The 21,369-nt window shown below is 71.9% G+C and carries 23 protein-coding genes; 10 read left to right on the top strand and 13 right to left on the bottom strand.

Annotation, left to right across the window (positions count from 1 at the left end):
* Positions 1-96: 96 nt before the first annotated feature.
* A complete protein-coding gene (locus ACIQF6_RS09685; protein WP_400892319.1) occupies positions 97-459 on the top strand; it encodes a DsrE family protein in 363 nt (120 codons plus the stop codon).
* Here ACIQF6_RS09685 and ACIQF6_RS09680 read toward each other — a convergent pair.
* The 5 genes from ACIQF6_RS09680 to ACIQF6_RS09660 all read right to left on the bottom strand — a co-directional run bounded on the left by ACIQF6_RS09680 (position 453) and on the right by ACIQF6_RS09660 (position 3,626).
* On the bottom strand, positions 453-842 hold the full coding sequence (locus ACIQF6_RS09680; RefSeq protein ID WP_400892316.1) for a DUF3099 domain-containing protein: 390 nt from the start codon (positions 840-842) through the stop codon (positions 453-455). The genes ACIQF6_RS09685 and ACIQF6_RS09680 overlap by 7 nt on opposite strands.
* 65 nt (positions 843-907) lie before the next feature.
* The gene (locus tag ACIQF6_RS09675; RefSeq protein ID WP_035864892.1) at positions 908-1,198 is read right to left on the bottom strand and encodes a DUF1416 domain-containing protein; all 291 of its coding nucleotides are present in this window, start codon (positions 1,196-1,198) and stop codon (positions 908-910) included.
* A 39-nt stretch (positions 1,199-1,237) separates the two neighbouring features.
* A complete protein-coding gene (locus ACIQF6_RS09670) occupies positions 1,238-2,071 on the bottom strand; it encodes a sulfurtransferase (RefSeq protein WP_400892314.1) in 834 nt (277 codons plus the stop codon).
* A gap of 506 nt (positions 2,072-2,577) precedes the next feature.
* Positions 2,578-3,249: a DUF2993 domain-containing protein gene (locus ACIQF6_RS09665; protein WP_400892312.1), complete on the bottom strand. Its 672-nt coding sequence runs from the start codon at positions 3,247-3,249 to the stop codon at positions 2,578-2,580.
* A 113-nt stretch (positions 3,250-3,362) separates the two neighbouring features.
* On the bottom strand, positions 3,363-3,626 hold the full coding sequence (locus ACIQF6_RS09660) for a MoaD/ThiS family protein (protein WP_400892309.1): 264 nt from the start codon (positions 3,624-3,626) through the stop codon (positions 3,363-3,365).
* Between the two features lie 582 nt (positions 3,627-4,208).
* On the opposite strand from ACIQF6_RS09660, the gene ACIQF6_RS09655 reads away from it, so the two are divergent.
* The 5 genes from ACIQF6_RS09655 to ACIQF6_RS09635 all read left to right on the top strand — a co-directional run bounded on the left by ACIQF6_RS09655 (position 4,209) and on the right by ACIQF6_RS09635 (position 9,621).
* The gene (locus ACIQF6_RS09655; RefSeq protein WP_400892307.1) at positions 4,209-4,940 is read left to right on the top strand and encodes a winged-helix domain-containing protein; all 732 of its coding nucleotides are present in this window, start codon (positions 4,209-4,211) and stop codon (positions 4,938-4,940) included.
* 137 nt (positions 4,941-5,077) lie between these two features.
* Positions 5,078-6,118, top strand: coding sequence for a LacI family DNA-binding transcriptional regulator (locus tag ACIQF6_RS09650; protein WP_400892304.1), 1,041 nt, complete (start codon positions 5,078-5,080; stop codon positions 6,116-6,118).
* Positions 6,119-6,219: 101 nt separating this feature from the next.
* Entirely contained in the window at positions 6,220-7,308 is a 1,089-nt protein-coding gene (locus tag ACIQF6_RS09645) for a S1C family serine protease (RefSeq protein WP_400892302.1), read from the top strand.
* Positions 7,309-7,381: 73 nt separating this feature from the next.
* A complete protein-coding gene (locus ACIQF6_RS09640) occupies positions 7,382-8,158 on the top strand; it encodes a response regulator transcription factor (protein ID WP_400892300.1) in 777 nt (258 codons plus the stop codon).
* Between the two features lie 59 nt (positions 8,159-8,217).
* Positions 8,218-9,621 carry a sensor histidine kinase gene (locus ACIQF6_RS09635; RefSeq protein ID WP_400892298.1) on the top strand — a complete coding sequence of 468 codons (1,404 nt, stop codon included), beginning with the start codon at positions 8,218-8,220 and terminating at the stop codon, positions 9,619-9,621.
* A gap of 60 nt (positions 9,622-9,681) precedes the next feature.
* Here the strand turns inward: ACIQF6_RS09635 and ACIQF6_RS09630 are convergent, their stop codons facing one another.
* The 6 genes from ACIQF6_RS09630 to ACIQF6_RS09605 form a co-directional block, all read right to left on the bottom strand.
* Positions 9,682-11,490: a bifunctional metallophosphatase/5'-nucleotidase gene (locus ACIQF6_RS09630; protein ID WP_400892296.1), complete on the bottom strand. Its 1,809-nt coding sequence runs from the start codon at positions 11,488-11,490 to the stop codon at positions 9,682-9,684.
* Between the two features lie 164 nt (positions 11,491-11,654).
* Positions 11,655-13,001, bottom strand: a complete 1,347-nt coding sequence (locus tag ACIQF6_RS09625; protein WP_400892294.1) for an ATP-binding protein — start codon at positions 12,999-13,001, stop codon at positions 11,655-11,657.
* An 18-nt stretch (positions 13,002-13,019) separates the two neighbouring features.
* A complete protein-coding gene (locus ACIQF6_RS09620) occupies positions 13,020-14,606 on the bottom strand; it encodes an SCO6880 family protein (protein WP_400892292.1) in 1,587 nt (528 codons plus the stop codon).
* A 7-nt stretch (positions 14,607-14,613) separates the two neighbouring features.
* Positions 14,614-15,885, bottom strand: coding sequence for a hypothetical protein (locus ACIQF6_RS09615; RefSeq protein ID WP_400892290.1), 1,272 nt, complete (start codon positions 15,883-15,885; stop codon positions 14,614-14,616).
* Positions 15,875-16,696, bottom strand: a complete 822-nt coding sequence (locus ACIQF6_RS09610; protein WP_400892288.1) for a hypothetical protein — start codon at positions 16,694-16,696, stop codon at positions 15,875-15,877. Before ACIQF6_RS09610 ends, ACIQF6_RS09615 begins: the two co-directional genes overlap by 11 nt.
* 115 nt (positions 16,697-16,811) lie before the next feature.
* Complete coding sequence (locus ACIQF6_RS09605; protein ID WP_043915564.1) at positions 16,812-17,159, bottom strand: hypothetical protein; 348 nt, start codon at positions 17,157-17,159, stop codon at positions 16,812-16,814.
* A 248-nt stretch (positions 17,160-17,407) separates the two neighbouring features.
* Between ACIQF6_RS09605 and ACIQF6_RS09600 the strand changes: the two genes are divergently transcribed.
* Together ACIQF6_RS09600 and ACIQF6_RS09595 are read left to right on the top strand one after the other, a co-directional pair.
* Positions 17,408-18,451, top strand: a complete 1,044-nt coding sequence (locus ACIQF6_RS09600) for an NlpC/P60 family protein (RefSeq protein ID WP_400892285.1) — start codon at positions 17,408-17,410, stop codon at positions 18,449-18,451.
* 185 nt (positions 18,452-18,636) lie between these two features.
* Entirely contained in the window at positions 18,637-19,374 is a 738-nt protein-coding gene (locus ACIQF6_RS09595; RefSeq protein WP_400892283.1) for a phosphatase PAP2 family protein, read from the top strand.
* Positions 19,375-19,390: 16 nt separating this feature from the next.
* Here ACIQF6_RS09595 and ACIQF6_RS09590 read toward each other — a convergent pair whose 3' ends face one another.
* Positions 19,391-19,588 carry a hypothetical protein gene (locus ACIQF6_RS09590; RefSeq protein WP_400892281.1) on the bottom strand — a complete coding sequence of 66 codons (198 nt, stop codon included), beginning with the start codon at positions 19,586-19,588 and terminating at the stop codon, positions 19,391-19,393.
* A gap of 161 nt (positions 19,589-19,749) precedes the next feature.
* On the opposite strand from ACIQF6_RS09590, the gene ACIQF6_RS09585 reads away from it, so the two are divergent.
* Together ACIQF6_RS09585 and ACIQF6_RS09580 are read left to right on the top strand one after the other, a co-directional pair.
* On the top strand, positions 19,750-20,580 hold the full coding sequence (locus tag ACIQF6_RS09585) for a hypothetical protein (protein WP_400892278.1): 831 nt from the start codon (positions 19,750-19,752) through the stop codon (positions 20,578-20,580).
* A gap of 121 nt (positions 20,581-20,701) precedes the next feature.
* Positions 20,702-20,881 carry a hypothetical protein gene (locus ACIQF6_RS09580; protein ID WP_400892276.1) on the top strand — a complete coding sequence of 60 codons (180 nt, stop codon included), beginning with the start codon at positions 20,702-20,704 and terminating at the stop codon, positions 20,879-20,881.
* 23 nt (positions 20,882-20,904) lie between these two features.
* On the opposite strand, the gene ACIQF6_RS09575 is transcribed toward ACIQF6_RS09580, so the two are convergent.
* Entirely contained in the window at positions 20,905-21,261 is a 357-nt protein-coding gene (locus tag ACIQF6_RS09575; protein ID WP_400892274.1) for a metal-sensitive transcriptional regulator, read from the bottom strand.
* Positions 21,262-21,369: the final 108 nt, after the last annotated feature.

Genomic DNA, 21,369 nt, shown 5'->3' with positions numbered 1-21,369 from the left:
CGGTGTGCTCCCAGGGGCGGGTTCGACGGAGGAACGGGGCTTTCCACTACGGCCGGGAGTCTATCGGGCGGCCTCTGCGGCCGTAGTCTCTGGGGCATGTCGAAGAAGCTGGTCATCAAGGTCACCGCCGGTGCGGACGCGCCGGAGCGCTGCTCGCAGGCCTTCACGGTCGCCTCGGTCGCGGTCGCCAGCGGCGTCCCGGTCTCGCTCTGGCTCACCGGCGAGTCCTCGTGGTTCGCGCTGCCGGGGAAGGCCGCCGAGTTCGAACTGCCGCACGCCGCACCGCTGCCGGACCTGCTGGAGGCGATCCTCGCCGCCGGCACCGTCACGCTGTGCACCCAGTGCGCGGCACGCCGGGACATCGCCCAGGCGGACGTCATCGAGGGCGTCCGGATCGCCGGCGCGCAGGTGTTCCTGTCCGAGGTGATGGCGGACGACGCCAAGGCGCTCGTCTACTGACCGCCGGGGGGCTCCCGGTCCGGCCGGTCGCGGTCGTGGCCGGGCTGCTCCCAGTGCGGGTCGTCCCAGCGCGGGTCGTCCTCGCCCGGCTCGCCCGACTCGTCCCACCGGTCGTCGAGGGCCTCGCGGTCCGGCCGGTCGCGGTCGTGGCCGCGCTGCTGCCAGCCCGGGTCGTCCCAGCGCGGGTCGTTCCACCAGTCGTCGTCCTTGTCGCGCCGGTTGGCGAGGACGGCGGCCAGCGGCGGGATCACCATGGCGACCAGGCACAGCCCGATGGCGGCGCCGACCGAGAAGAACCGCACCACTCCCCAGGCGAGGACGAACAGCCCCAGGCAGACGCCCATCATCACGAAGTAGCGCACATGCCGCCGGTGTGCCTGCACGCTTCCAGGGTAGGCCGGAGCCCCCGGCCGCCAGAAGACGGCCGGGGGCTCCTCGTCGCAGGTCGTCAGACCGCGATCGCGACCTCGGTGAACTCGCCCTGGGTGGCGACCACCTGGCGGTCCACGGTGGCGCCGGGCACCAGGGCCCGCAGGGTCCACTTGCCCGGGCGGGCGAAGAACCGGAACTGCCCGGTCGCCGAGGTCGGGACCTCGGCGGTGAACTCGCCGTTCTCGTCCAGCAGCCGCACGTAGCCGTTGACCGGCTCCTCGTTGCGGGTCACCGAACCCTGGATGATCGTCTCGTTCGCCACGTCAACTCCTGCCAGGTCCGGGCCGCCGGCCTTCGCACCGCACATGTCTGTTCTCCCTCTTCGTTGCTTCGTGCGAGCCGGGGCTCAGTTGCCGAGCTCGATCGGCACGCCGACCAGGCTGCCGTACTCGGTCCACGAGCCGTCGTAGTTCTTGACGTTCTGCTGGCCGAGCAGCTCGTGCAGGACGAACCAGGTGAGCGCGGAGCGCTCGCCGATCCGGCAGTAGGCGATGGTGTCGGTGGCCAGGTCCACGCCCGAGCCCTCGTAGAGCGCCTTCAGCTCGTCGTCGCTCTTGAAGGTGCCGTCGTCGTTGGCGTTCTTCGCCCACGGGATGTTCTTCGCGCTCGGCACGTGGCCGGGGCGCTGCGACTGCTCCTGCGGGAGGTGGGCCGGGGCGAGCAGCTTGCCGGAGAACTCGTCGGGCGAGCGGACGTCGACCAGGTTCAGGGTGCCGATCGCGTCGATCACGTCGTCGCGGAAGGCGCGGATCGAGGAGTCGGCCGGCTGCGCGGTGTACTGGGTGGCGGCCCGCTCGGGCTGCTCGACGACCAGCTCGCGGGAGTCGAGCTCCCACTTCTTGCGGCCGCCGTCCAGCAGGCGGACGTCGCCGTGGCCGTACAGCTTGAAGTACCAGTAGGCGTAGGAGGCGAACCAGTTGTTGTTGCCGCCGTACAGCACCACGGTGTCGTCGTTGGCGATGCCCTTGGCGGACAGCAGCGCCTCGAAGCCGGCCTGGTCGATGAAGTCGCGGCGGACCGGGTCCTGCAGGTCCTTCTTCCAGTCGATCCGGACCGCGTTGCGGATGTGGTTCTTGTCGTAGGCGGCGGTGTCTTCGTCGACCTCGACGATGACGACCTTCGGGTCGTCCAGGTGTGCCTGGACCCAGTCGGCGTCGACCAGGACGTCGCTGCGGCTCATTGCTGTTCTCCATCCGGGGGCGGTTGGCGGAAGGCTGCTGGGAGATCTCCCGGGCCGCGTTGTCCGTACATCTGTCCGCATGATGGGACGACGCAGGGTGCGGCAGAGCCGGGAAGTGGATCATGAGGTGTGCTCGTCGCTCCCGACGCACCGGTGCACAACTGCTGCCGGTTCGGGCGTCGGAACGGGGGGCGGGCGTGCCGTGACTGGGGTCAGGACCGCCCGGTCAGCGCATTCGACACAGGCAGCTCGACACGCGGCAGTGGTCTACCGCCCGCCGCTTTGTGAGGTCCGCCTGTCGCTTCATGAGGACGATGCTAGGGACTCCGAAGGGGCGCTGTCATCATCGTGTCGAATGCTGAGACCAGATCACTCGAATCCTGAGATTTACCGGTTTTCGACCGCACGCCGCCGGGCCCGGACCCCGTGCGGGAGCCCGGGCGAACCGGTGCTGCGAAGGATTTTCCCGATGCTGCTGGACAGGCCGTCTCGCCCACCGGACAGCGCTAATGCCCCAGCGTGGTGCCGGGGGCGACGGTGAAGCGCAGCTGCACGCCGTCCTGCTCCGGGGTGGCCTCGGCCAGCGACAGGCCCCTGGGCAGACCGGTCAGGTGGAACCGCTGGGGCTTCAGCAGGTCGCCCGCCAGGCCCTTCAACGCCGCGGCCGAGCCGGTCAGTTGGACGTCGTCGACGACCACGTCGTCGCCGTCGCTGTGCAGCTTCCCGGTGATCCCGCCGCCGGGCACCGAGGCCTTCACCGTGCCGGGGCCGGCGTACTCCAGGCCGAGCACGCTGCCGCCGCGCATGAACTTGGCGAGGTCCTTGTACTCGACCACGCCCCGGCCGTCGCCGCGCCCGACCGTCACGCCCCGGTAGGAGTCGGTGAACTTCACCTGGGACAGGCTGGCCCGGAACGCGTGCACCGTCACCTTCTCCCTGCCGTCGGTGACGGTCATCCCGTCCGAGGAGAGGTCGACCTGGTCGAGCTTCCCGGCGGCCGCGCTGGTCAGGAACGGGACGTCGCCGATCGTGACGTCCGGCTTGGTGGTCATCCAGCCGGAGGAGACGGCCGCGTCGGCGGCCTGGTCCTCCGCCACCCCGACGGCCACCCGGTCGGCGGCGACCAGCAGGCCTCCCACCACGCCGAGGCCGATCAGCAGTTTCACCGCGCCATGCATCGCTTCCCCCTGAAACGGTCCGTCCGGGCCGCTTTCGTCGACGGACCGGTCCCGAGGACAGGACGATCGCACGGATGCCCGGGTTCCGGCCCGGCGGTCGGGGAATCCCGCGCTCAGCCTCCGGCGAACGGCGGCAGCACCTCCACCGTGCCGCCCTCGGTCAGCGGCACCCGGTCGTGCTCGCGGCCGCCCACCGGGTCGCCGTCCACCAGGAACGAGCACACGGTCAGCACCCGCAGCAGCTCCGGCCGGCCGGCGTGCGCGGCACGCACCGCGGCCAGCGCCTCGGCCAGCGTGGCGGCCAGGTACGGCTCCTCGGCCCGGCCCGCCGCGGCCTTGGCGGCCGCCCAGTAGCGGACCGTTCCAGTCACCCGCACGGGTGAATCCGGTGCGGGACGGGAATCGGCGGCGGCGGTCACGGCAACCCCTCTCGGTGGTCCTCGACCGGAACGGCGCCCGGCCCGGTGCGGGCCCCATCATCGCCCGCGGCCCCCGCCGCCGGGCAAACCTCCCCGGCCGTCACGGGGGCGCAAGGTGTCGTACCTCACCCCTTCCGGGGCCGGTCACGGGCCCGTGCGCCGCCTGCGCCTCTCCCGGCCGCGGGAGCGGTCGGCTATCCTCGATTCCGTAAGGGATCCGGGCAGAGTCGCCCCCGGATCCTTTTGTGCTTTCAGGACGCCAGTAGGACGTTCTTGCGAACGGTGCCCCACCCGCACCCGCCGCCGGACCGGCCCCGCCACCGGCCGCACGACGACGTGCCGGCCGTCGGCGGCCAGAGCGGAAGGAACGCCGATGGACGAGGCACCAGCGGGACGCCAGGGGTTGCGGGACCCCCGGCCGGCCGCCGCCCCGTCCACCGCCGCCCCCTCCGGGCTGACTGCGCTCCCCCACCCTGTACCGCGCCCGCCGTCCCCCCGGCGGCCGCGACCGCGACGACCCGGAAAGGGGACCGGCCGGCTATGAGTTCACTGCTCCTGCTGACCAACGCCCTGCAACCCTCCGCCGAGGTGCTGCCCGCCCTCGGCCTGCTGCTGCACAGCGTCCGGGTGGCCCCCGCCGAGGGGTCCGCCCTGATCGGCACCCCGAACGCCGACGTGATCCTGGTCGACGGGCGCCGCGACCTGCCGCAGATCCGCAGCCTGTGCCAGCTGCTGCGGTCCACCGGCATCGGCAGCCCGCTGATCCTGGTGGTCACCGAGGGCGGCCTGGCCGCCGTCACCGCCGAGTGGGGCGTCGACGACGTGCTGCTGGACACCGCCGGGCCGGCCGAGGTCGAAGCCCGGCTGCGGCTGGCCCTCGGCCGGCTCCAGGTCGCCGTCGACGACTCCCCGATGGAGATCCGCAACGGCGACCTGTCGGTCGACGAGGCCACCTACTCCGCCAAGCTCAAGGGCCGGGCGCTCGACCTCACCTTCAAGGAGTTCGAGCTGCTGAAGTACCTGGCCCAGCACCCCGGCCGGGTGTTCACCCGGGCCCAGCTGCTGCAGGAGGTGTGGGGCTACGACTACTTCGGCGGCACCCGCACCGTGGACGTCCACGTGCGCCGGCTGCGGGCCAAACTCGGCGTCGAGAACGAGCAGTTGATCGGCACCGTGCGCAACGTCGGCTACCGCTTCGTGGTCCCGGACCGGACCGACCGGAGCGGCGAGCGGGCCGAGCCGAGCAGAGCCGCCGCACGCGGCGAGCGCTGACCGGCCGTCGGACCGGCCGGGCGGCGCCACCCCTCGCCCGGCTTGCCCGGATCGGTCCGCTTCGGTCCCGAAAACACCCCGTCCCACCGGCTGCGACCCCGGCTCGACGCCCTGCGCCACCCGCGTAGACTCCCCCCGTGGCCAAGGTGACGCGCGACGATGTAGCCCGACTGGCTGGGACCTCGACCGCGGTCGTCAGCTATGTGATCAACAACGGTCCCCGGCCGGTCGCCCCGGCCACCCGGGAAAAGGTGCTGGCCGCGATCGAGCAGCTCGGCTACCGCCCGAACTCCGTCGCCCAGGCGATGGCCTCCCGGCGCACCAACCTGATCGGCATGGTCGTCCCCGACGCCCGGCAGCCCTTCTTCGCGGAGATGGCGCACGCCGTGGAACGCGCCGCCTCCGAGCGCGGCAAGCTCGTCCTGATCGGCAACTCCGACTACGTCGACGACCGCGAGGTGCACTACGTCCGCGCCTTCCTCGGCATGCGGGTCTCCGGCCTGATCCTGGTCAGCCAGGGCCCCTCGCAGCGCGCCGCCGAGGAGTTCGCCGCCATGGAGGGCGCCAAGGTGGTGCTGCTGCACCGCCGCCCCGAGGCGATCGACGACGTCGCCGTGGTCACCGACGACGTCGGCGGCTCCGAACTGGTCGTCCGTCACCTGCTCGAAGTGCACGGTCACCCGTACGTGGCATGTTTCGGCGGACCGGTCGAATCCCCCGCCCCCGGCGACCCGGTGATCGACCACGTGGCCGGCTGGGAGCTCGCCATGACCGCGCACGGACTGCCCACCGAGCCGCACCTGATCGACGCCCCGTTCCACCGCTACGGCGCCTACCAGGTCGCGCTGGAGCTGCTCTCCTCCGACCGGCGCCCGCCGGCCGTCTTCTGCTCCACCGACGACCAGGCCATCGGCGTGCTGCGGGCCGCCCGCGAACTCGGCCTGAAGGTCGGCGAGGACCTCGCGGTGGCCGGCTTCGACGACATCCCGGAGGCCGGGTTCGCCGACCCGCCGCTCACCACCGTCGCCTCCGACCGGGACGCGATGGCCCGGGCCGCCGTCGACCTGGTCCTCGACGACTCGCTGATGGTGCCCGGCAGCGACACCGAACGGGTCCGCAAGTTCCCGTCCCGCCTGGTCGTACGGCGTTCCTGCGGCTGCTCCGGCGAACCTTCCTGATCTCCGGCCTGACCAGGCTTTATGAGAAGCTGACGCGCTTCTCGGGGAACTCGTACCGCCCTCTCATCGGACGTTCATGAAACGGGCGGAACGTCATCCCCATGAGCGAGCACCGCAGCACCCACGAGCCCCACCCCCAGGACGGCGGCGCGGGCTGGCTCCCGCCGACGCCGCCGACGACGCACCAGCAGCAGCAGCCGTACCCCGAGCACCCCGGGTACCCGGCGCTGCCGCCCCCCGCCTTCACCGCCGGCCCCGACCTGCCGCCGCCCGGCGGCCACCCCGGCCACCGCGCCCGCCGCGGCCTGCTGAAGAGCCGCCTCGCGCTGGCCACCGCCGTCGCCGCGATGGCGGCCCTGCTCGGCGGCGTCACCGGCGGCGTCCTGGCGAGCGACCGGGACGGCTCCGCCACCACCGCGAGCAGCACCCTGGTCCGCCCGGTCGCGGCGAACGCCAACGGCAGCGCCAACGTCTCGGCGATCGCCGCCGCGCTCTCCCCCGCCGTCGTCCAGATCACCGTGCAGACCGGCAACGGCACCGCGACCGGTACCGGCGTGATCCTCACCGCCGACGGACAGATCCTCACCAACTACCACGTCATCTCCGGCGCGGTGAACGGCGGCCGGGCCACCGTCACCTTCCACGACGGCCGGACCGCCCAGGCCACCGTCACCGGCACCGACAAGTCCCTGGACACCGCCGTCATCACCGCCTCCGGCGTCAGCGGCCTGACCACCGCCGTGCTCGGCGACTCCGACACCATGGCCGTCGGCGACCCGGTGGTCGCCATCGGCAACCCCGAGGGCCTCACCGGCACCGTCACCTCCGGCATCATCTCCGCCAAGAACCGCACCGTCTCCGTCCAGGTCGACGAGGGCACCACCAGCGGAAACGGCGGCTTCGGCTTCCCCAACCTGCCCGGCCTGCGCGGCTCCACCAGCGCCTCCGGCTCCGACACCGCCACCTACCAGGCACTGCAGACCGACGCCGCGCTCAACCCCGGCAACTCCGGCGGCCCGCTGATCAACGCCGCCGGCCAGGTCATCGGCCTCAACTCGGCCATGTACTCGGCGAGCGGCTCCGGCTCCACCGGCGGCACCGAAGCCGGCAGCGTCGGCCTCGGCTTCGCCATCCCGATCAACAGCGTCAAGCAGGTGCTCCCGCAGATGCAGGCCGGAAAGAACCTCTGACACCCGCCGGTTCCGTCCCCCAGCGACGGACAATGGCCACGACCGCACCGGACTCAGAAAGGGCCCCGCGCCGATGACTCCCCCCGCCGACGACCGCACCCCTGCCGAGGCCCCGGGCGGCGGCGCCCGCGTCCTCGTGGTCGACGACGAACCCGCCCTGCGCGACGCGCTGGAATCCAGCCTCGCCTTCGAGGGCTACCAGGTCACCACCGCCACCGACGGCTACGAGGCCCTCACCGCCGTCGAACGCGACCGGCCCGACCTGGTCCTGCTCGACATCATGATGCCGCGGATGGACGGCCTCACCGCCGTCCGCCGGATGCGCTCGCGCGGCGACACCGTGCCCGTGCTGATGCTCACCGCGAGGGACGCCGTCGGCGACCGCGTCACCGGACTCGACGTCGGCGCCGACGACTACCTCGCCAAGCCCTTCGAACTCGACGAACTCCTCGCCCGGGTCCGCGCCCTGCTCCGCCGCAACGCGCTCGCCGCGGAGGCCGCCGCCCGCACCGCCGCCGACGAGAACGGCGGCGAGGTGCTCGCCTTCGCCGACCTGCGGATGAACACCGCGACCCGGGAGGTCACCCGGGCCGGCACGCCCATCGAACTCACCCGCACCGAGTTCATGCTGCTGGAGATGTTCCTCTCCCACCCGCGCCAGGTGCTGACCCGCGAACAGATCCTCAAGGCCGTCTGGGGCTTCGACTTCGAGCCCTCCTCAAACTCCCTCGACGTCTACGTCATGTACCTGCGCCGCAAGACCGAACAGCACGGCATGGCCCGCATCATCCAGACCGTCCGCGGCGTCGGCTACGCCCTGCGCACCGTCACCAACGGCGCTGCGGCGTGAAGTTCGTCGGCCGGCTCACGGGGTGGTTCCGCGGCAGATCGCTGCGGAGCCGGCTGGCCATGCTCACGGCGGCCGCGGTGGCGGTGGCGATCGCGGTGGTCAGCATGGCCAGTTGGCTGCTGGTCCGCGAGCGCCTGTACCAGGACGTGCACGACAACCTCGCGGCCGCGCCCAGGGCCCCGATGACGCCGCTCGACCGAGGGCAGCTGTACTGCGGCACCACCCCGGCCGAGGCGTTGGCGAACGTCCCCGCCGGGGCCGGCGACCGGCTCGGCGCGCAGAAGTACGACTTCCAGTTCGTGCTGACCGACGGCACCGTCTGCCTGACCGGCGACGCCACCCGGGCCATCCAGGTGGTGCCGGGCGACGACACGCCGCTCGCCAGGAACAACCAGGCGCTCTACCGCAGCGGCCACTACGTCGACAGCGACGACCACGCGCAGGTCCGGCTCACCAACACCTCCGTCCTGCTGCCGGGCGGCATCCGGCAGCCCGCCGTGCTGCTGACCGCCCTGCCCACCAAGGGCGTGCAGAACTCGCTCAGCTCGCTCGCGCTGCTGATGACCGGCGTCGCCGGCCTCGGCGTGATCGGCGCGGGCGTCGCCGGCCGCATCGTCGCCCGCTCCGCGCTCAGGCCGGTGGACCAACTCTCCGACGCCGTCGAGCACATCGCCCGCACCGAGGAGGTCGGCACCACCATCCCCGTCAACGGCAACGACGAGATCGCCCGGCTCTCCACCTCCTTCAACTCGATGTCCACCGCGCTCGCCAACTCCCGCGAGCGGCAGACCCGGCTGATCGCCGACGCCGGGCACGAGCTGCGCACGCCGCTCACCTCGCTGCGCACCAACGTGGACCTGCTGATCAGGTCGGACGCACAGGGCCGGGCGCTGCCGCCGGAGACCCGGGCGCGGATGCTCGGCAACATGAAGGCGCAGATGCAGGAACTCACCCTGCTGATCGGCGACCTGCTGCAGCTCTCCCGGCCGGACACCCCGAACCCGGAGGCGGTGCGCACCGTGGTGCCGTTCCACGAGACGGTGGAGCGGGCGCTGGAGCGCGGGCGGCTGCGCGGCCCGGCGCTGGTCTTCGTCACCGAGGTGAACCCCTGGTACGTGCACGGCGATCCGGCGGCGCTGGAGCGGGCGGTGATCAACCTGCTGGACAACGCGGTGAAGTACTCGCCGCCGTCCGGCACCGTCGACGTGCGGCTGCGGGCCGGCCGTCTGACGGTCCGCGACCACGGGCCGGGCATTCCGGCCGACGAGCTGCCGTTCGTCTTCGACCGGTTCTGGCGTTCTCCGTCCTCCCGCCAGCTGCCGGGCTCGGGACTCGGGCTGTCGATCGTGGCGCAGACCGTGCAGGACACCGGCGGCCAGGTCTCGCTGGGCCCCGCGGCGGACGGCGGCCCGGGCACCCAGGCGGTCATGGTGCTGCCCGGTCAGCCGGACGATCCGCGCTGACCGGTGGAACGCCGAAGGGCGGGGCACCGAAGTGCCCCGCCCTCCACGGCTGTTGCCAGGTCAGTCGAGGTCCTGGCCCGCGCCGATGACCTTGATCCGGTTCTGGGCCGGCGGGGCGATCGGGGCGGTGGCGGTGCTGTGGTTGGTCAGGTACGCGTTGAAGACGTCCAGGTCGGAGGGGCCGACGAGCTTGTCGGTGCCGGCCGCGAAGGCCGGGAAGCCGTCGCCGCCGCCGGCCAGGAACTCGTTGGCGGCCACCCGGTAGGCGGCGTTCGGGTCGACGGGGGCGCCGTTCAGGCGGACCGAGTCGACGATCACGCGGGCCGCGCCGGTCTTGTTCATGTCCAGCGTGTAGGAGAGGTTGCCGGAGATCTGCAGGACCTTCGGAGCGGCCTCGTTGACGCCGGAGACCTGCTGCTGCAGGACCTGGACCAGCTGGGCGCCGGTCAGGGTCTTGACCTGCATCATGTTGGTGAACGGCTGGACGGTGAACGACTCGCCGTAGGTCACCACGCCGTCGCCCTCACTGCCGGACGCCTTGTAGACCAGGTCCGAGCGGATGCCGCCGGGGTTCATGAAGGCCACCTGCGCACCGCCCTTGTCGGCGGGCGCCAGGCCCTCCAGCTGGGCGTCGGCGATCAGGTCGCCGAGCGGCTTCTCCAGGTCCGCGGAGCCGCGGCCGTTGATGTCGGCGCTGATGTAGCCGACGGCCCGGTTGGCGATCGGGGCGGCCAGCTTGCTGTACCGGTCGATCAGGGTGGTCATGTCCGGCGCCTTGGGGACGTCACGGCGCACCACGTGGTTGGCGGCGGTCACCGACGGGCGGACGATGGAGCCGGTCTTCTTGTCCAGCTTCAGGTCGATCTCGGTGTACAGGCGGCCGAACGAGGCGGCGCTGGTGACCGAACGGGGCACGCCGTTCGGGTCCGGGATCATGCAGGCGTACGCGTTGTGGGTGTGGCCGGTGACGACCGCGCCGACCGCCGGGTCGAGGCGCTTGGCGATGTCAACGATCGGGCCGGAGATGCCGGAGCCGCCCGCGCCGCAGTCGTAGTTGTAGACGTTGCTGGCCGGGAAGCCGCCCTCGTGGATCAGCGCGACCACCGAGTTGACGCCCTTGCTCTTCAGCTCGGCGGTGTACTTGTTGATCGTCGCGACCTCGTTGTCGAACTTGAGGCCCTGCACGCCGGCGGCGGTGACGATGTTCGGGGTGCCCTCCAGGGTCACGCCGATGAAGCCGACCTTGACGCCGCGGACGTTGGTCACCCAGTACGGCTTGAGCAGCTGCTTGCCGGTCTTCTCGTTGGTGACGTTGGCCGCCAGGTACGGGAAGTCCGCGCCCGCGAACTTCCGGCCCTTCTCGTAGCAGCCGTCGGTCGGGTGGCAGCCGCCGTTCTGCATGCGCAGCAGCTCGGCCGAGCCCTCGTCGAACTCGTGGTTGCCCACCGAGGTGACGTCGAGGCCGATCTTGTTCATCGCCTCGATGGTCGGCTCGTCGTGGAACAGGCCGGACATCAGCGGGCTGGCGCCGATGATGTCGCCGGCCGCGACGGTCACGCTGTTCGGGTGGCCCTGACGGGCGTTGCGCAGCGCGGTGGCCAGGTACTCGACGCCGCCCGAGGGGGTGGCGACGACCTTGCCGGTGGCCGGGTCGATCTCGTTGACGGTGCCGGACGAACCCGCCGGGGGCTCCAGGTTGCCGTGCAGGTCGTTGATGGCGAGCAGCTGCAGGTCTTCGTACTTGAGCTTCTCCTGGCCCGCGCCGTCGGCCATGGCGGTGGCCGGCAGGGCCATCGTGCCGAAGAGGGCGGCGGCCGCGGCGACCGCGAGCGCGGTCCTGCGGCGGCCGGTGGAGCCGGAAATGGGCATGAGGGTCCCCTGCACCGTCGGGGCCGCGACGGACGGCGGCCTGGCGTCGTATCGGGAGCAGCCTAGAGTCCACGCGCGTAGCTGTCAGGAACGGCCGGGTAACGAGCTGGTATCCGAAGCCTGACGGATTCTCTGCCGACGCCCGGTCGGGCCGTGCCGAACCGTCAGATCCGCGGCTGGGCGGCCAACTGCTGGTCGGCGCGCTCGCGCTCGGCCACCGCGTCCTCGGTCATCGCGCGGTCGGTGTACACCAGCGGGCGCTCGGCCTCCGTGATGATGTGCTTGACCACCTGCACGTTGCCGTTGACGTCCCACACCGCGATGCCCGGCGACAGCGTCGGGATGATCTCCACCGCCCAGCGCGGCAGGCCCAGCACCCGGCCGGTGGCTCTGGCCTCGTCCGCCTTCTGCATGTAGATGGTGCGGGTGGAGGACATCTTCAGGATCGCCGACGCCTCCTTCGCCGCCGCCCCGTCCACCACGTCCGACAGGTGGTGCACCACGGCCACGAAGGACAGGCCCAGCCGGCGTCCGAACTTCAGCAGCCGCTGGAACAGCTGCGCCACGAACGGGCTGTTGATGATGTGCCAGGCCTCCTCGACCAGGAAGATCCGCTTCACCCGGTCCGGCCGCAGCCAGGTGTGCTCCAGCCACACCCCGACGATCGCCATCAGGATCGGCATCGCGATCGAGTTCCGGTCGATGTGCGACAGGTCGAAGACGATCAGCGGCGCGTCCAGGTCGATGCCCGCCGAGGTCGGGCCGTCGAACATGCCGCGCAGGTCACCGTCGACCAGCCGGTCCAGCACCAGCGCCACGTCCAGACCCCAGGACTGCACCTCGCCGACCTCCACGCCCAGCGACTCCACCGCCGACAGGTCGGGGTTGCGCAGCGTGTCGATGATGTCGTTCAGCACCGGCTGACGGTCCTTCACCGTCGCGTTCACGTGCGCGTGCGCGGCCTTCAGCGCGAAACCGGCCCGCTCCTCCAGCGGGCGCGCCATCGCCACCTCGATGATGGTGCGCAGCAGCGACAGCTGACCGGTGGTGGTGATCGCCGGGTCCAGCGGGTTCAGCTTCACCCCGCCGTCCCGGGCCGCCATCGGGTCCAGCCGGATGGACTTTATCCCCAGCGCGTTGGCGATCAGGTTCCACTCGCCGACGCCGTCCTCGCCCTGCGCGTCCAGCACCACCACCTGGCGGTCCCGGAACCTCAACTGCCGCAGCACATACGTCTTCTCCAGCGCCGACTTGCCGTTGCCGGACTCCCCCAGCACCAGCCAGTGCGGGGCCGGCAGCTGCTGGCCGTACAGCTGGAACGGGTCGTAGACGTAACCCTTTCCGCTGTACACCTCGCGGCCGATGATCACCCCGGAGTCGCCCAGGCCGGGCGCCGCCGTCGGCAGATACACCGCCTGCGCCTGGCCGCTGGAGGTGCGCACCGGCAGCCGGGTGGTCTCCACCCGGCCGAACAGGGCGCTGGCGAAGCCGTCGGTGAGGTTTCCGATCATCTGGGGGCCTCCGGTGGTTCAGCGGCGGATGCCGGTCGCGAACGGCAGGGTGTTGGCGAAGGCCCGGTGGTGCTCGCGGTCGCACCACTCCAGCTTCAGATAGCTCTTGCCCGCCGAGGCGCGGATGGTCCGCTTGTCCCGGGCCAGCGCCTCCGGGCTGCGCGAGGACACCGTCAGGTAGCCCACCAGGTTCACCCCGGCCGCGCCGGACGCCAGGTCGTCGCCGCGCTGGTCCACCCGGCCGGTGTGCGCCAGGTCGCGCGGGTCCACCGTGCGGTTCATCTTCGCCGCCCGGCTGGCCTCCGCCTCGTCGTTGGTCTTCTCGGTGAGCATCCGCTCGATCGCCACGTCGGTCGGCTCCAGGTCCATGGTGACCGCGACCGTCCGGATCACGTCCGGGGTGTGCACCAGCAGCGGCGCCAGGAAGTTCACCCCGACCGGGGTCAGCGGCCACTCCTTGATCCACGCGGTGGCGTGGCACCACGGCTCCCGGGTCGCCGACTCCCGGGTCTTCGCCGTCAGGTACTGCGGGTGCGTGGCGTCCAGCTCGGCCGGCCAGGCGTTGCGCCGGCTCATCGCCTGGATGTGGTCGATCGGGTGGTCCGGGTCGTACATCGAGTGGATCAGCGACGCCAGCCGGGCCTGCCCCAGCGGCTGCCGCACCCGGATGTCCGCCTCCGCCAACCGGGCGCAGATGTCCGTCAGTTCACGCGCCATCACGGTCGCCAGGCCGTCGTCCCCGCGATCCCGCCCGCCCTCGTCCCGGCCGTACGCCGTCCGCCCCATCGCGTGCGCCTCGGACGCCAGCTCCCGGGTGTACTGCATGCAGGCCACCAGGTACGCCCGGTGCTGCTCCGAGGAGGTCGACACCATCGACTGCAACTGGTCGTAGCTCTCCTGCAGCCAGCGCGGCGCCGCATGGTCGCCGCGCCGCTCCACGTCCTTGGCGTGCGCGTCCGGGTCGGCCGGCAGGGTCCGCGCCAGGATCTGGAGCCGCGTCACGAAGCCGTCGCCGTTGGCCACGTGCTTCAGCAGCGTGCCGAACCGGTCGACCAGCGCCTCCTGGTCCTCCGAGTCGCGCAGACCCACACCCGGGCCCTCGATCTCGATCGCCGCGGTCACCGTGCGCCGCTCCAGGTGCATCAGCACCGCGACCTCGTCCGGTCCGAACGGCGCGGTCAGCCAGCGCAGCCGCCCCACCCCCGGCGGCGGACCGACCTCCACCTCGCGCCCGTCCAGCCGCGTCCCGGCCTCGTGCACGTCCGGCTTCCACACCGCCCGGCCGCTGCGCACCGTGCGCCGGTACGTCCGGTTGATCTCCACCCACTTGTAGAACGTCCGCCGCCGGTACGGCACGTACACCGCCATGATCGCCAGCAGCGGGAACCCCACCAGGCCGGCCAGCCGCAGCGGCAGGATCGGCACCCCCAGACCCCACAGCATGCCCAGGCCCGCACCCGCGATGATCAGCACGATCTCGCCGGTCTCCCGGTTGCGCCCGATCGGCGCGTTCGGGCGCGCCTTGCCGATCAGGTAGCTGCGGCGCTGCTGGGCATACGGCTGGGCGTACTGGGTGCCGTACTGGCCGAACTGATCGCTGCTCATCTACCCGTCACCCTCCCTTCGGGTTGTTGGCCGGGGCCTGGGACTGCGCGGGCGGACCGGCCTGCCGGCCGGGACCGGCGGGACGGGACGCGTGCGCGGCGATGCCCGGGGCCACCCCGCCACCGCCGCCGGCACCCGGGGAACCGCCCCCGGCCTGCGGGCCGCCACGCGAACCGTGCGTCGAAATACCCTGCTTCACGAAGTTCGCCGGGCCGTTGATCATCGCACTGCCGGCCTGCACCGCACTCGCCCGGGCCCGCCGCATCGCCAACAGCTCGTCACCGAAGCCCGGCACGAACCGGTACACCGCCGCACTCGCGAAAATCGACAGGAACAGGATCGCCAGCCCGCTCAGCACCCGCGCGAAGTCGTCGTCCGCCCCCGAGCCGGTCGCCACCGCGCCCGCCAGCCCCAGAATGATCACGATGATCGGCTTCGCCAGATCGACCGCCAGCATCATCGCGGCCCACCGGCGCACGTGCTTCCACATCTGCTTGTCCACCAGCCCCGCGTACACCGCCGTCCCCAGCAGCGCACCCACGTACAGCATCGCCGCCCGGATCACCAGCTCGATCCACAGCACCGCCGCGGCCAGCACCGCCACCAGCGACACGATGATCAGGATCAGCGGGCCACCGCCCATGCTGCCCTTGTCCAGGGTGTCCGCGAACCCGCCCAGGTACGTCCCCGTGTCGGACTTCGTCCCCGCCGCGATCGCATCCGTCATCCCGTCGGTGACCGTCACCACCGTGTACAGGATCAACGGCGTGAACGCCGAAGCGATCACCGTCAGCCACAGGAACCCGACCGCCTCGCCGAACGCCTGCCCCAACGGCGCCCCCCGCACCGCCCGCTTCGTCACCGCCAGCAGCCACAGCACCAGCGTGACCACCGTCGACACCGCGAACACCACCGCGTACTGCTGCAGGAACGCCGCATTGGTGAAATCGACCTTCGTCGTCCCGTCGATCGCCCCCGCCAACTGCCGCACCACCCACGCCGCAGCCTGCGCACACCCCTTCGCCAACGACCCCAACGGGTCGGTCACCGAAGACACCGCCCCCCCACCGGGAACCTGGACGACGCCGGGAGGAACACACTGGCTCCCCGCACCGGGCAGCGGTACCTCCTGGGCGGCACAGGTGGACGACGGAGCAGGCGTCGGATCCGCAGCGACCCGCTGCGCGACCACCAGCGCGGTGAGTTGAAGACTGCTCAGGGCGACGCCGAGCACCCCGGCCCGGCCCAGGAAACGCAGTCTGGACGCGTCAGCGGGCATAGCGGAACCCTCCGAACTGCTGGACGGCATCGGCGATCTCTTTCGCGGTGGCCGCCTGGTTGTCGCCCGGCAGGGGGGCGGGGCCCGCGGCGCGGGAGTAGTCGGTGAGCTTCCAGTCGCTGCCGGTCCAGCGCATGGTGATGGTCAGGGTGTACCAGTCCTGGGTGACCGGGAGCGAGGAGTCGTCACCGGCCAGACCGTAGAGGCCGGTGCACCAGACGTCGACCTTGGTGGCGGTGTCGGCGCTGTTGGTGGTGCGGGTGCCCACCGGGACGATCCGGCTGACGAAGAGCTGCCCCTTGGGCGCCTTGCCCTGGGCGTCCAGGCCGTACCGGGCCACCGTCTCCGGGGAGAACGCCTGGTCCATCCGCGCCTGGAGCGCGGGAAGGACGGTGGGGTCGGCGAGGGTGGCGAGGACGGTGTGGCGGGTGTCGGGGCGGAACATGTCGGTGGAGCCCAGTGCCACGGCGTAGTTGGCGGCGGCGGACTGCGCCCCCTGTTCGGTGTGGGGGTAGCCGGTGGCGATGCCGTTGGCGGTGGTGGTGACGGGCTGTTGGCCGCTGGCGGCGGTGTGGTCGGCGGCGGGGGCGGTCCCGCCGTTGGCGCGGTCGCCGGAGCTCGCGGCGGGGGTGCGGCCGGGAACGGCCTTGTCCCGGTTGGCGATGGAGACGGCGATCACCAGCAGGGTGACGACGCCGAGGATGGCCAGGAGGGTGCGCAGCGGGCGGGCCTGACGGCCGGTCACGGGGGTGGTCTGTTCGGCGACCGGTAGCCGCGTACGGGTGTGCGGCTGGTCGTCGGACAACGGCACGGGGGCCCTCCTGGTGCGGCGCCTCCGCGTGGGGGGTGCGGCGGCGTGACGGGTGTTCTCGGTGTCGGCGCGCGGACCGTGGATCGGCGCGAGGTGGACGAAAGTTGTCCGATCGTCAGATGGCCATGCCGTACACAATGGTGAACAGGGTGCCGAGCGAACCGATGATGAACACGCCGGTCAGGCCGGCGATGATCAGTCCCTTGCCCTGTTCGGCGCTGAACGTGTCACGCATCGCGGTGGCGCCGATCCGCTGCTTGGCGGCGCCCCAGATGGCGATGCCCAGGCAGAGCAGGATGGCGACGGCCATCACGACCTGGACCATCACGCGGGCCGAGGAGCCGAGCGAGGCGAACGGGCCCCAGTCGGGGGCGATGCCGCCGATGATGGTGTCGATGTTGGCTTTCTTCGGCGGGTCCTCCGCCAGGTACCGGATCGCACTGCTGTCCACGTTCAGGTTCATCCCATCTCACCGCCCGATCAGGAAAATTCAAGGCCCCGGACCACGGTCGAGCGAAGGGGCAGGTCCTATTCTTGGCCAGATCTGACGTCGACTTGGCTGCTTCTCGCGGATTGCTCGTGGCGACCGGACGCCTCCGCCAGGATGTCCGGTAGTTCGAGGATACTGCCCGCCCCTGGTATCTGTGATGATTGCACCGGGCAATAACGCAACAGGACAGGGCAGCTGACGATCCGTCGGGACGGTGCGGGATGGCGCTCGGGAAGGCTCGGCTCGCTGGTGCCACCGCCGCGGTGGTGGCCATCGGGTTCGTCGGAGTGGTGACAGTGGGGACGTACGCGGCCAGCGGGGTTCCGGAGCGTTCCGGCCAACTGTCGCTGTCCAGCGGGACGGTGCCGGCCCAGTACCGGGCGCAGATCCAGAAGTGGGGCGCGCTCTGCCCGGAGATCTCCGCGCCGATGCTGGCCGCGCAGCTCTACCAGGAGAGCGGTTTCGACCCGTTGGCGAAGAGCCCGGCGAAGGCGTACGGGATGGCCCAGTTCCTGGAGTCGACCTGGGCGACGTACGGGACGGACGGCAACGGCGACGGCAAGCCGGACATCTGGAACCCGGACGACGCGATCGCCTCCGCCGCCACCTACGACTGCGCGCTGGCCCGGGACGTCGCCAAGGTGCCCGGCGACCGGCAGGCCAACATGCTGGCCGCCTACAACGCCGGCCCGTACGCGGTGATCCAGTTCCACGGGGTGCCGCCGTACAGCGAGACCCAGGGGTACGTGAAGAACATCAGGGCGCTGGCCCAGTCGTTCACCGCGCCGCCGGACCCGGGGGTGCAGCTGGCGCTGTCCAAGGAGGCCGCGGGGGCGATCTACTACGCGCAGAGCAAGCTCGGCATCGACTACATGTGGGGCGGCACCGGGCAGACCTGGGAGGACGGGCGGTTCGACTGCTCGGGCCTGATGCAGGCGGCGTTCAAGAGCGTGGGCATCGACCTGCCCCGGGTGGCCAACGACCAGTGGTACAGCGGGCCGCACCCGTCCCGGGACCAGCTCCGCCCCGGCGACCTGGTGTTCTTCGCCAACGACCTGGAGGACCCGCGCACCATCCACCACGTCGGCATCTACGTCGGCGGCGGCTACATGATCGACGCCCCGCACACCGGCGCCAAGGTGCGCTACGACACCATCAATCAGCGGGACTACATCGGGGCGACCCGGGTCACCTCGGACGGCGCGGCCGCGCTGCCCTTCCGGAACCCGGCCGACGGCACCATCACGGCGGTCAAGGGCCGGTAAAGAGCTGACGGGCCGTCCGATCGGCATGTGCATGCGGGGTGGACGGTGTGTCAAGTTTGCATAACAGCGCGTTTGGACGGAACCCCGGGCCGCCCCGATCGCGTTGACTCAAGAGGCTGCCGGACGTCCGCACCCGGCCGCACGGATCGGGAACCACTGCGGAGATGCGGACAGGGAGGTGCAGCGTGCCCACGCTGCTCGCCGATGCGGGAGCCGGTTCGGGCGACCCCGACCTCGGCCTGCTCAAGGCAGTCAACGGTCTCGCCGCCGACGCGCCCGGCTGGCTGGACTCACTGGTCGCCTGGACCGCCGAGTACGGCATTCTGCTCGGCCTGGCCGCGATCTGCCTGACCGCCTGGCTGAGCGCCCGCCGCCGCCCCGACGCGCCGATCGCCGTCGCCGGAGTGCTGTGGGCGCCGATCGCGGTGGCCGTCTCCGAGCTCGCCAACATCCCGATCTCCGCCATCGTGGACCGGCCCCGCCCGTTCGTCGACCACCCCGAGATCGACGTGCTGGTCCCCGGCAAGGAGGACACCCTCTCCTTCGTCAGCGACCACTCCGCGATGTCGATGGGCATCGCCGTCGCCCTGTTCCTGGTCAACCGCAAGCTCGGCGCCGCCGCCGGCGCGCTCGCCCTGCTGCAGGGCTTCTGCCGGATGTACGTGGGCGTGCACTACCCGACCGACGTGATCGGCGGCTACGCGCTCGCCACCGCCGTGGTGCTGCTGCTCGCCCCGATCGCGATGGCCGTGCTGGTGCCGCTGTGCCACGCGCTGTCCCGCACCGCACTGCGCCCGCTGGTGCTGGCCAAGGCCCCGGCGACGAGCGGCGGCCGGCGCCGGTCGGCCGGGTCGGCCGGCGGCCGGGCGACCCGCCAGGGCCGGCGGGCGGACCGCGACCGGGAGTCCGATCTGGCGGCCTGACGGCCGTCGGGGCCGGTCAGTCGGCCGGCTCCGGGTTCGCCCGGTGCTCGGCCGCGTCCCGCCGGGCCTTGTCGCGGGAGCGCCGCCCGGGCGCGAACCAGCCGCAGTCGCACTGCGCGAAGCAGAAGGAGCCGCGCTCCACCACCTCGGCCCGATGGTCCCGATGGTCGCCGCGCGCTGCCACGCCGGTCGTCTCCGGCTGCCGGTCTGCCACATCCTTCACGGTAGTCCCCTCCGGTCTCACGACGGTACGCATCTCCCGGAGTTCGCCCCGCGTAACCTTCCGCGCCCCAACTCGTTTGCCTGGCAGGCGCGCTGTCCATCCGGGGCGGCTGCCGGCCGGGTCGTCCGGGGCCCCAGGGGGTTGTCGAAGTCGTGAAGAAGCTCAACCGGGTCGCCGCCGCGGCCGTGCTCGCCGGCCTGCTGACCGCCTGCACCGGCGGCGGGCAGAACCAGGACAGCTCCGCCGACCAACTGGCCGCCGACCCGCTGACCGCCGTGCGCGCCGCCGCCGACATCACCGGCCGCACCGGCTCGGCGCACGCCGCGACCGAGCTGACCACCGAGTCCGCGGAGAAGAAGGCGGTGTTCCACGGCACCGGCGGCTACGACTACGTGAAGCGGCTGGGCCGGCTGGAGATCGACGTCCCGCCGGGGGCCGCCACCAACGGGAAGATCACCGAGGTGGTCCTGCCCGGCACGGTCTACCTGCAGAACAGCGGTGCCAAGATCCCCGAGGGCAAGTGGGTCAAGCTGGACGTCCGCCAGCTCCCGGACGGCAACCTGGTCAGCTCGGGCGCCACCGACCCGGCGACCGCCGCGGGCGCGCTGCGCGGCGCGCAGAGCGCCGAGCTGGTCGGCAGCGAGACGGTCGACGGCGTGGAGCTGAAGCACTACCGGGGCGCCCTGGACCTGGTGAAGGCCGCCGACGCGACCGGCGGTCGCGGGGCGGACGGCCTGCGGATGGCCGGGCAGACCTTCACGGTGAAGGAAGTCCCGTACGAGGTCTGGCTGGACGGCCAGGGTCGGCTGCACAAGGTGGTGGAGAACTTCACCTTCGCCGGGGTGGCCGGCTCCACCGCCGCGAAGGACCAGGTGAAGGTGGTCTCCACGCTGTCGCTGACCGACTTCGGCAAGCCGGTGGACGCCGCCGAGCCGTCCGCCGCCGACCTCTGGTCGATGAAGGCCTCGCCCTCCCCGAAGTGACCGTCCCACCCGTTTCGGACACCAGAGATGGCCCGTCCGTGCCATGTGGGCCGGCCTCCCGCTGCCTACGCTGGTACGGGGGCGGGTCGACACGGACGGGGCGTGGAAGGGGTGGAGGCCAATGGCAACCGGGGAGAGCGGCACCGGCGGCCACGACAGCACCGCGCTGGACGAGATCGACCTGGCGGGTGAGCTGATGATCGCCGCCTCGGCCAGCCGCGCCGAGCGGCTGGCCGCCGAGCAGATCGACCAGGTGCTGCTGCGCAGGGACGGCCAACAGCCGTCCGGCACGGACGGCTGAGCGGGCGTCGGACGGACGGGGCGTCAGGTGCGCAGCAGTCGCGCGATGGCCGCGCTGGCCTCGGCGACCTTGGCGTTCAGCTCCTCGCCGCCGTCCTCCGCCGCGGCGGCCGCGGCCACGCAGTGCGCCAGGTGCTCCTCCAGCAGGACCAGCGCGAAGGACTGCAGGGCCTTGGTGGAGGCGGAGACCTGGGTGAGGATGTCGATGCAGTAGACGTCCTCGTCGACCATCCGCTGAAGACCGCGGATCTGACCTTCGATCCGGCGCAGCCGCTTCAGGTGCGCTTCCTTGTCGCCGCTGTAGCCGTGCGGCCCGCTGCCCTGCGCCGGTCCGTGGCAGGCCGGTGCGGTGTCGGTGCTGGGGGTGTCGATGGTGGTCATCCCGGTCCGCCCTCTTGGTTTCGGTACTCGGCCCTCCCCCGGCCTTCGGCCGGGAGGTACCCCCAGTCTCCAACATCCGGCACCGGCCTGGTGTTCCGCCGTCCGGGC

The organism is Kitasatospora sp. NPDC092948 (genome assembly GCF_044754805.1).
Lineage (GTDB): Bacteria > Actinomycetota > Actinomycetes > Streptomycetales > Streptomycetaceae > Kitasatospora.
Note: the sequence above shows the minus strand (reverse complement) of the source record. Positions and strands in the feature narration are given on the sequence as shown.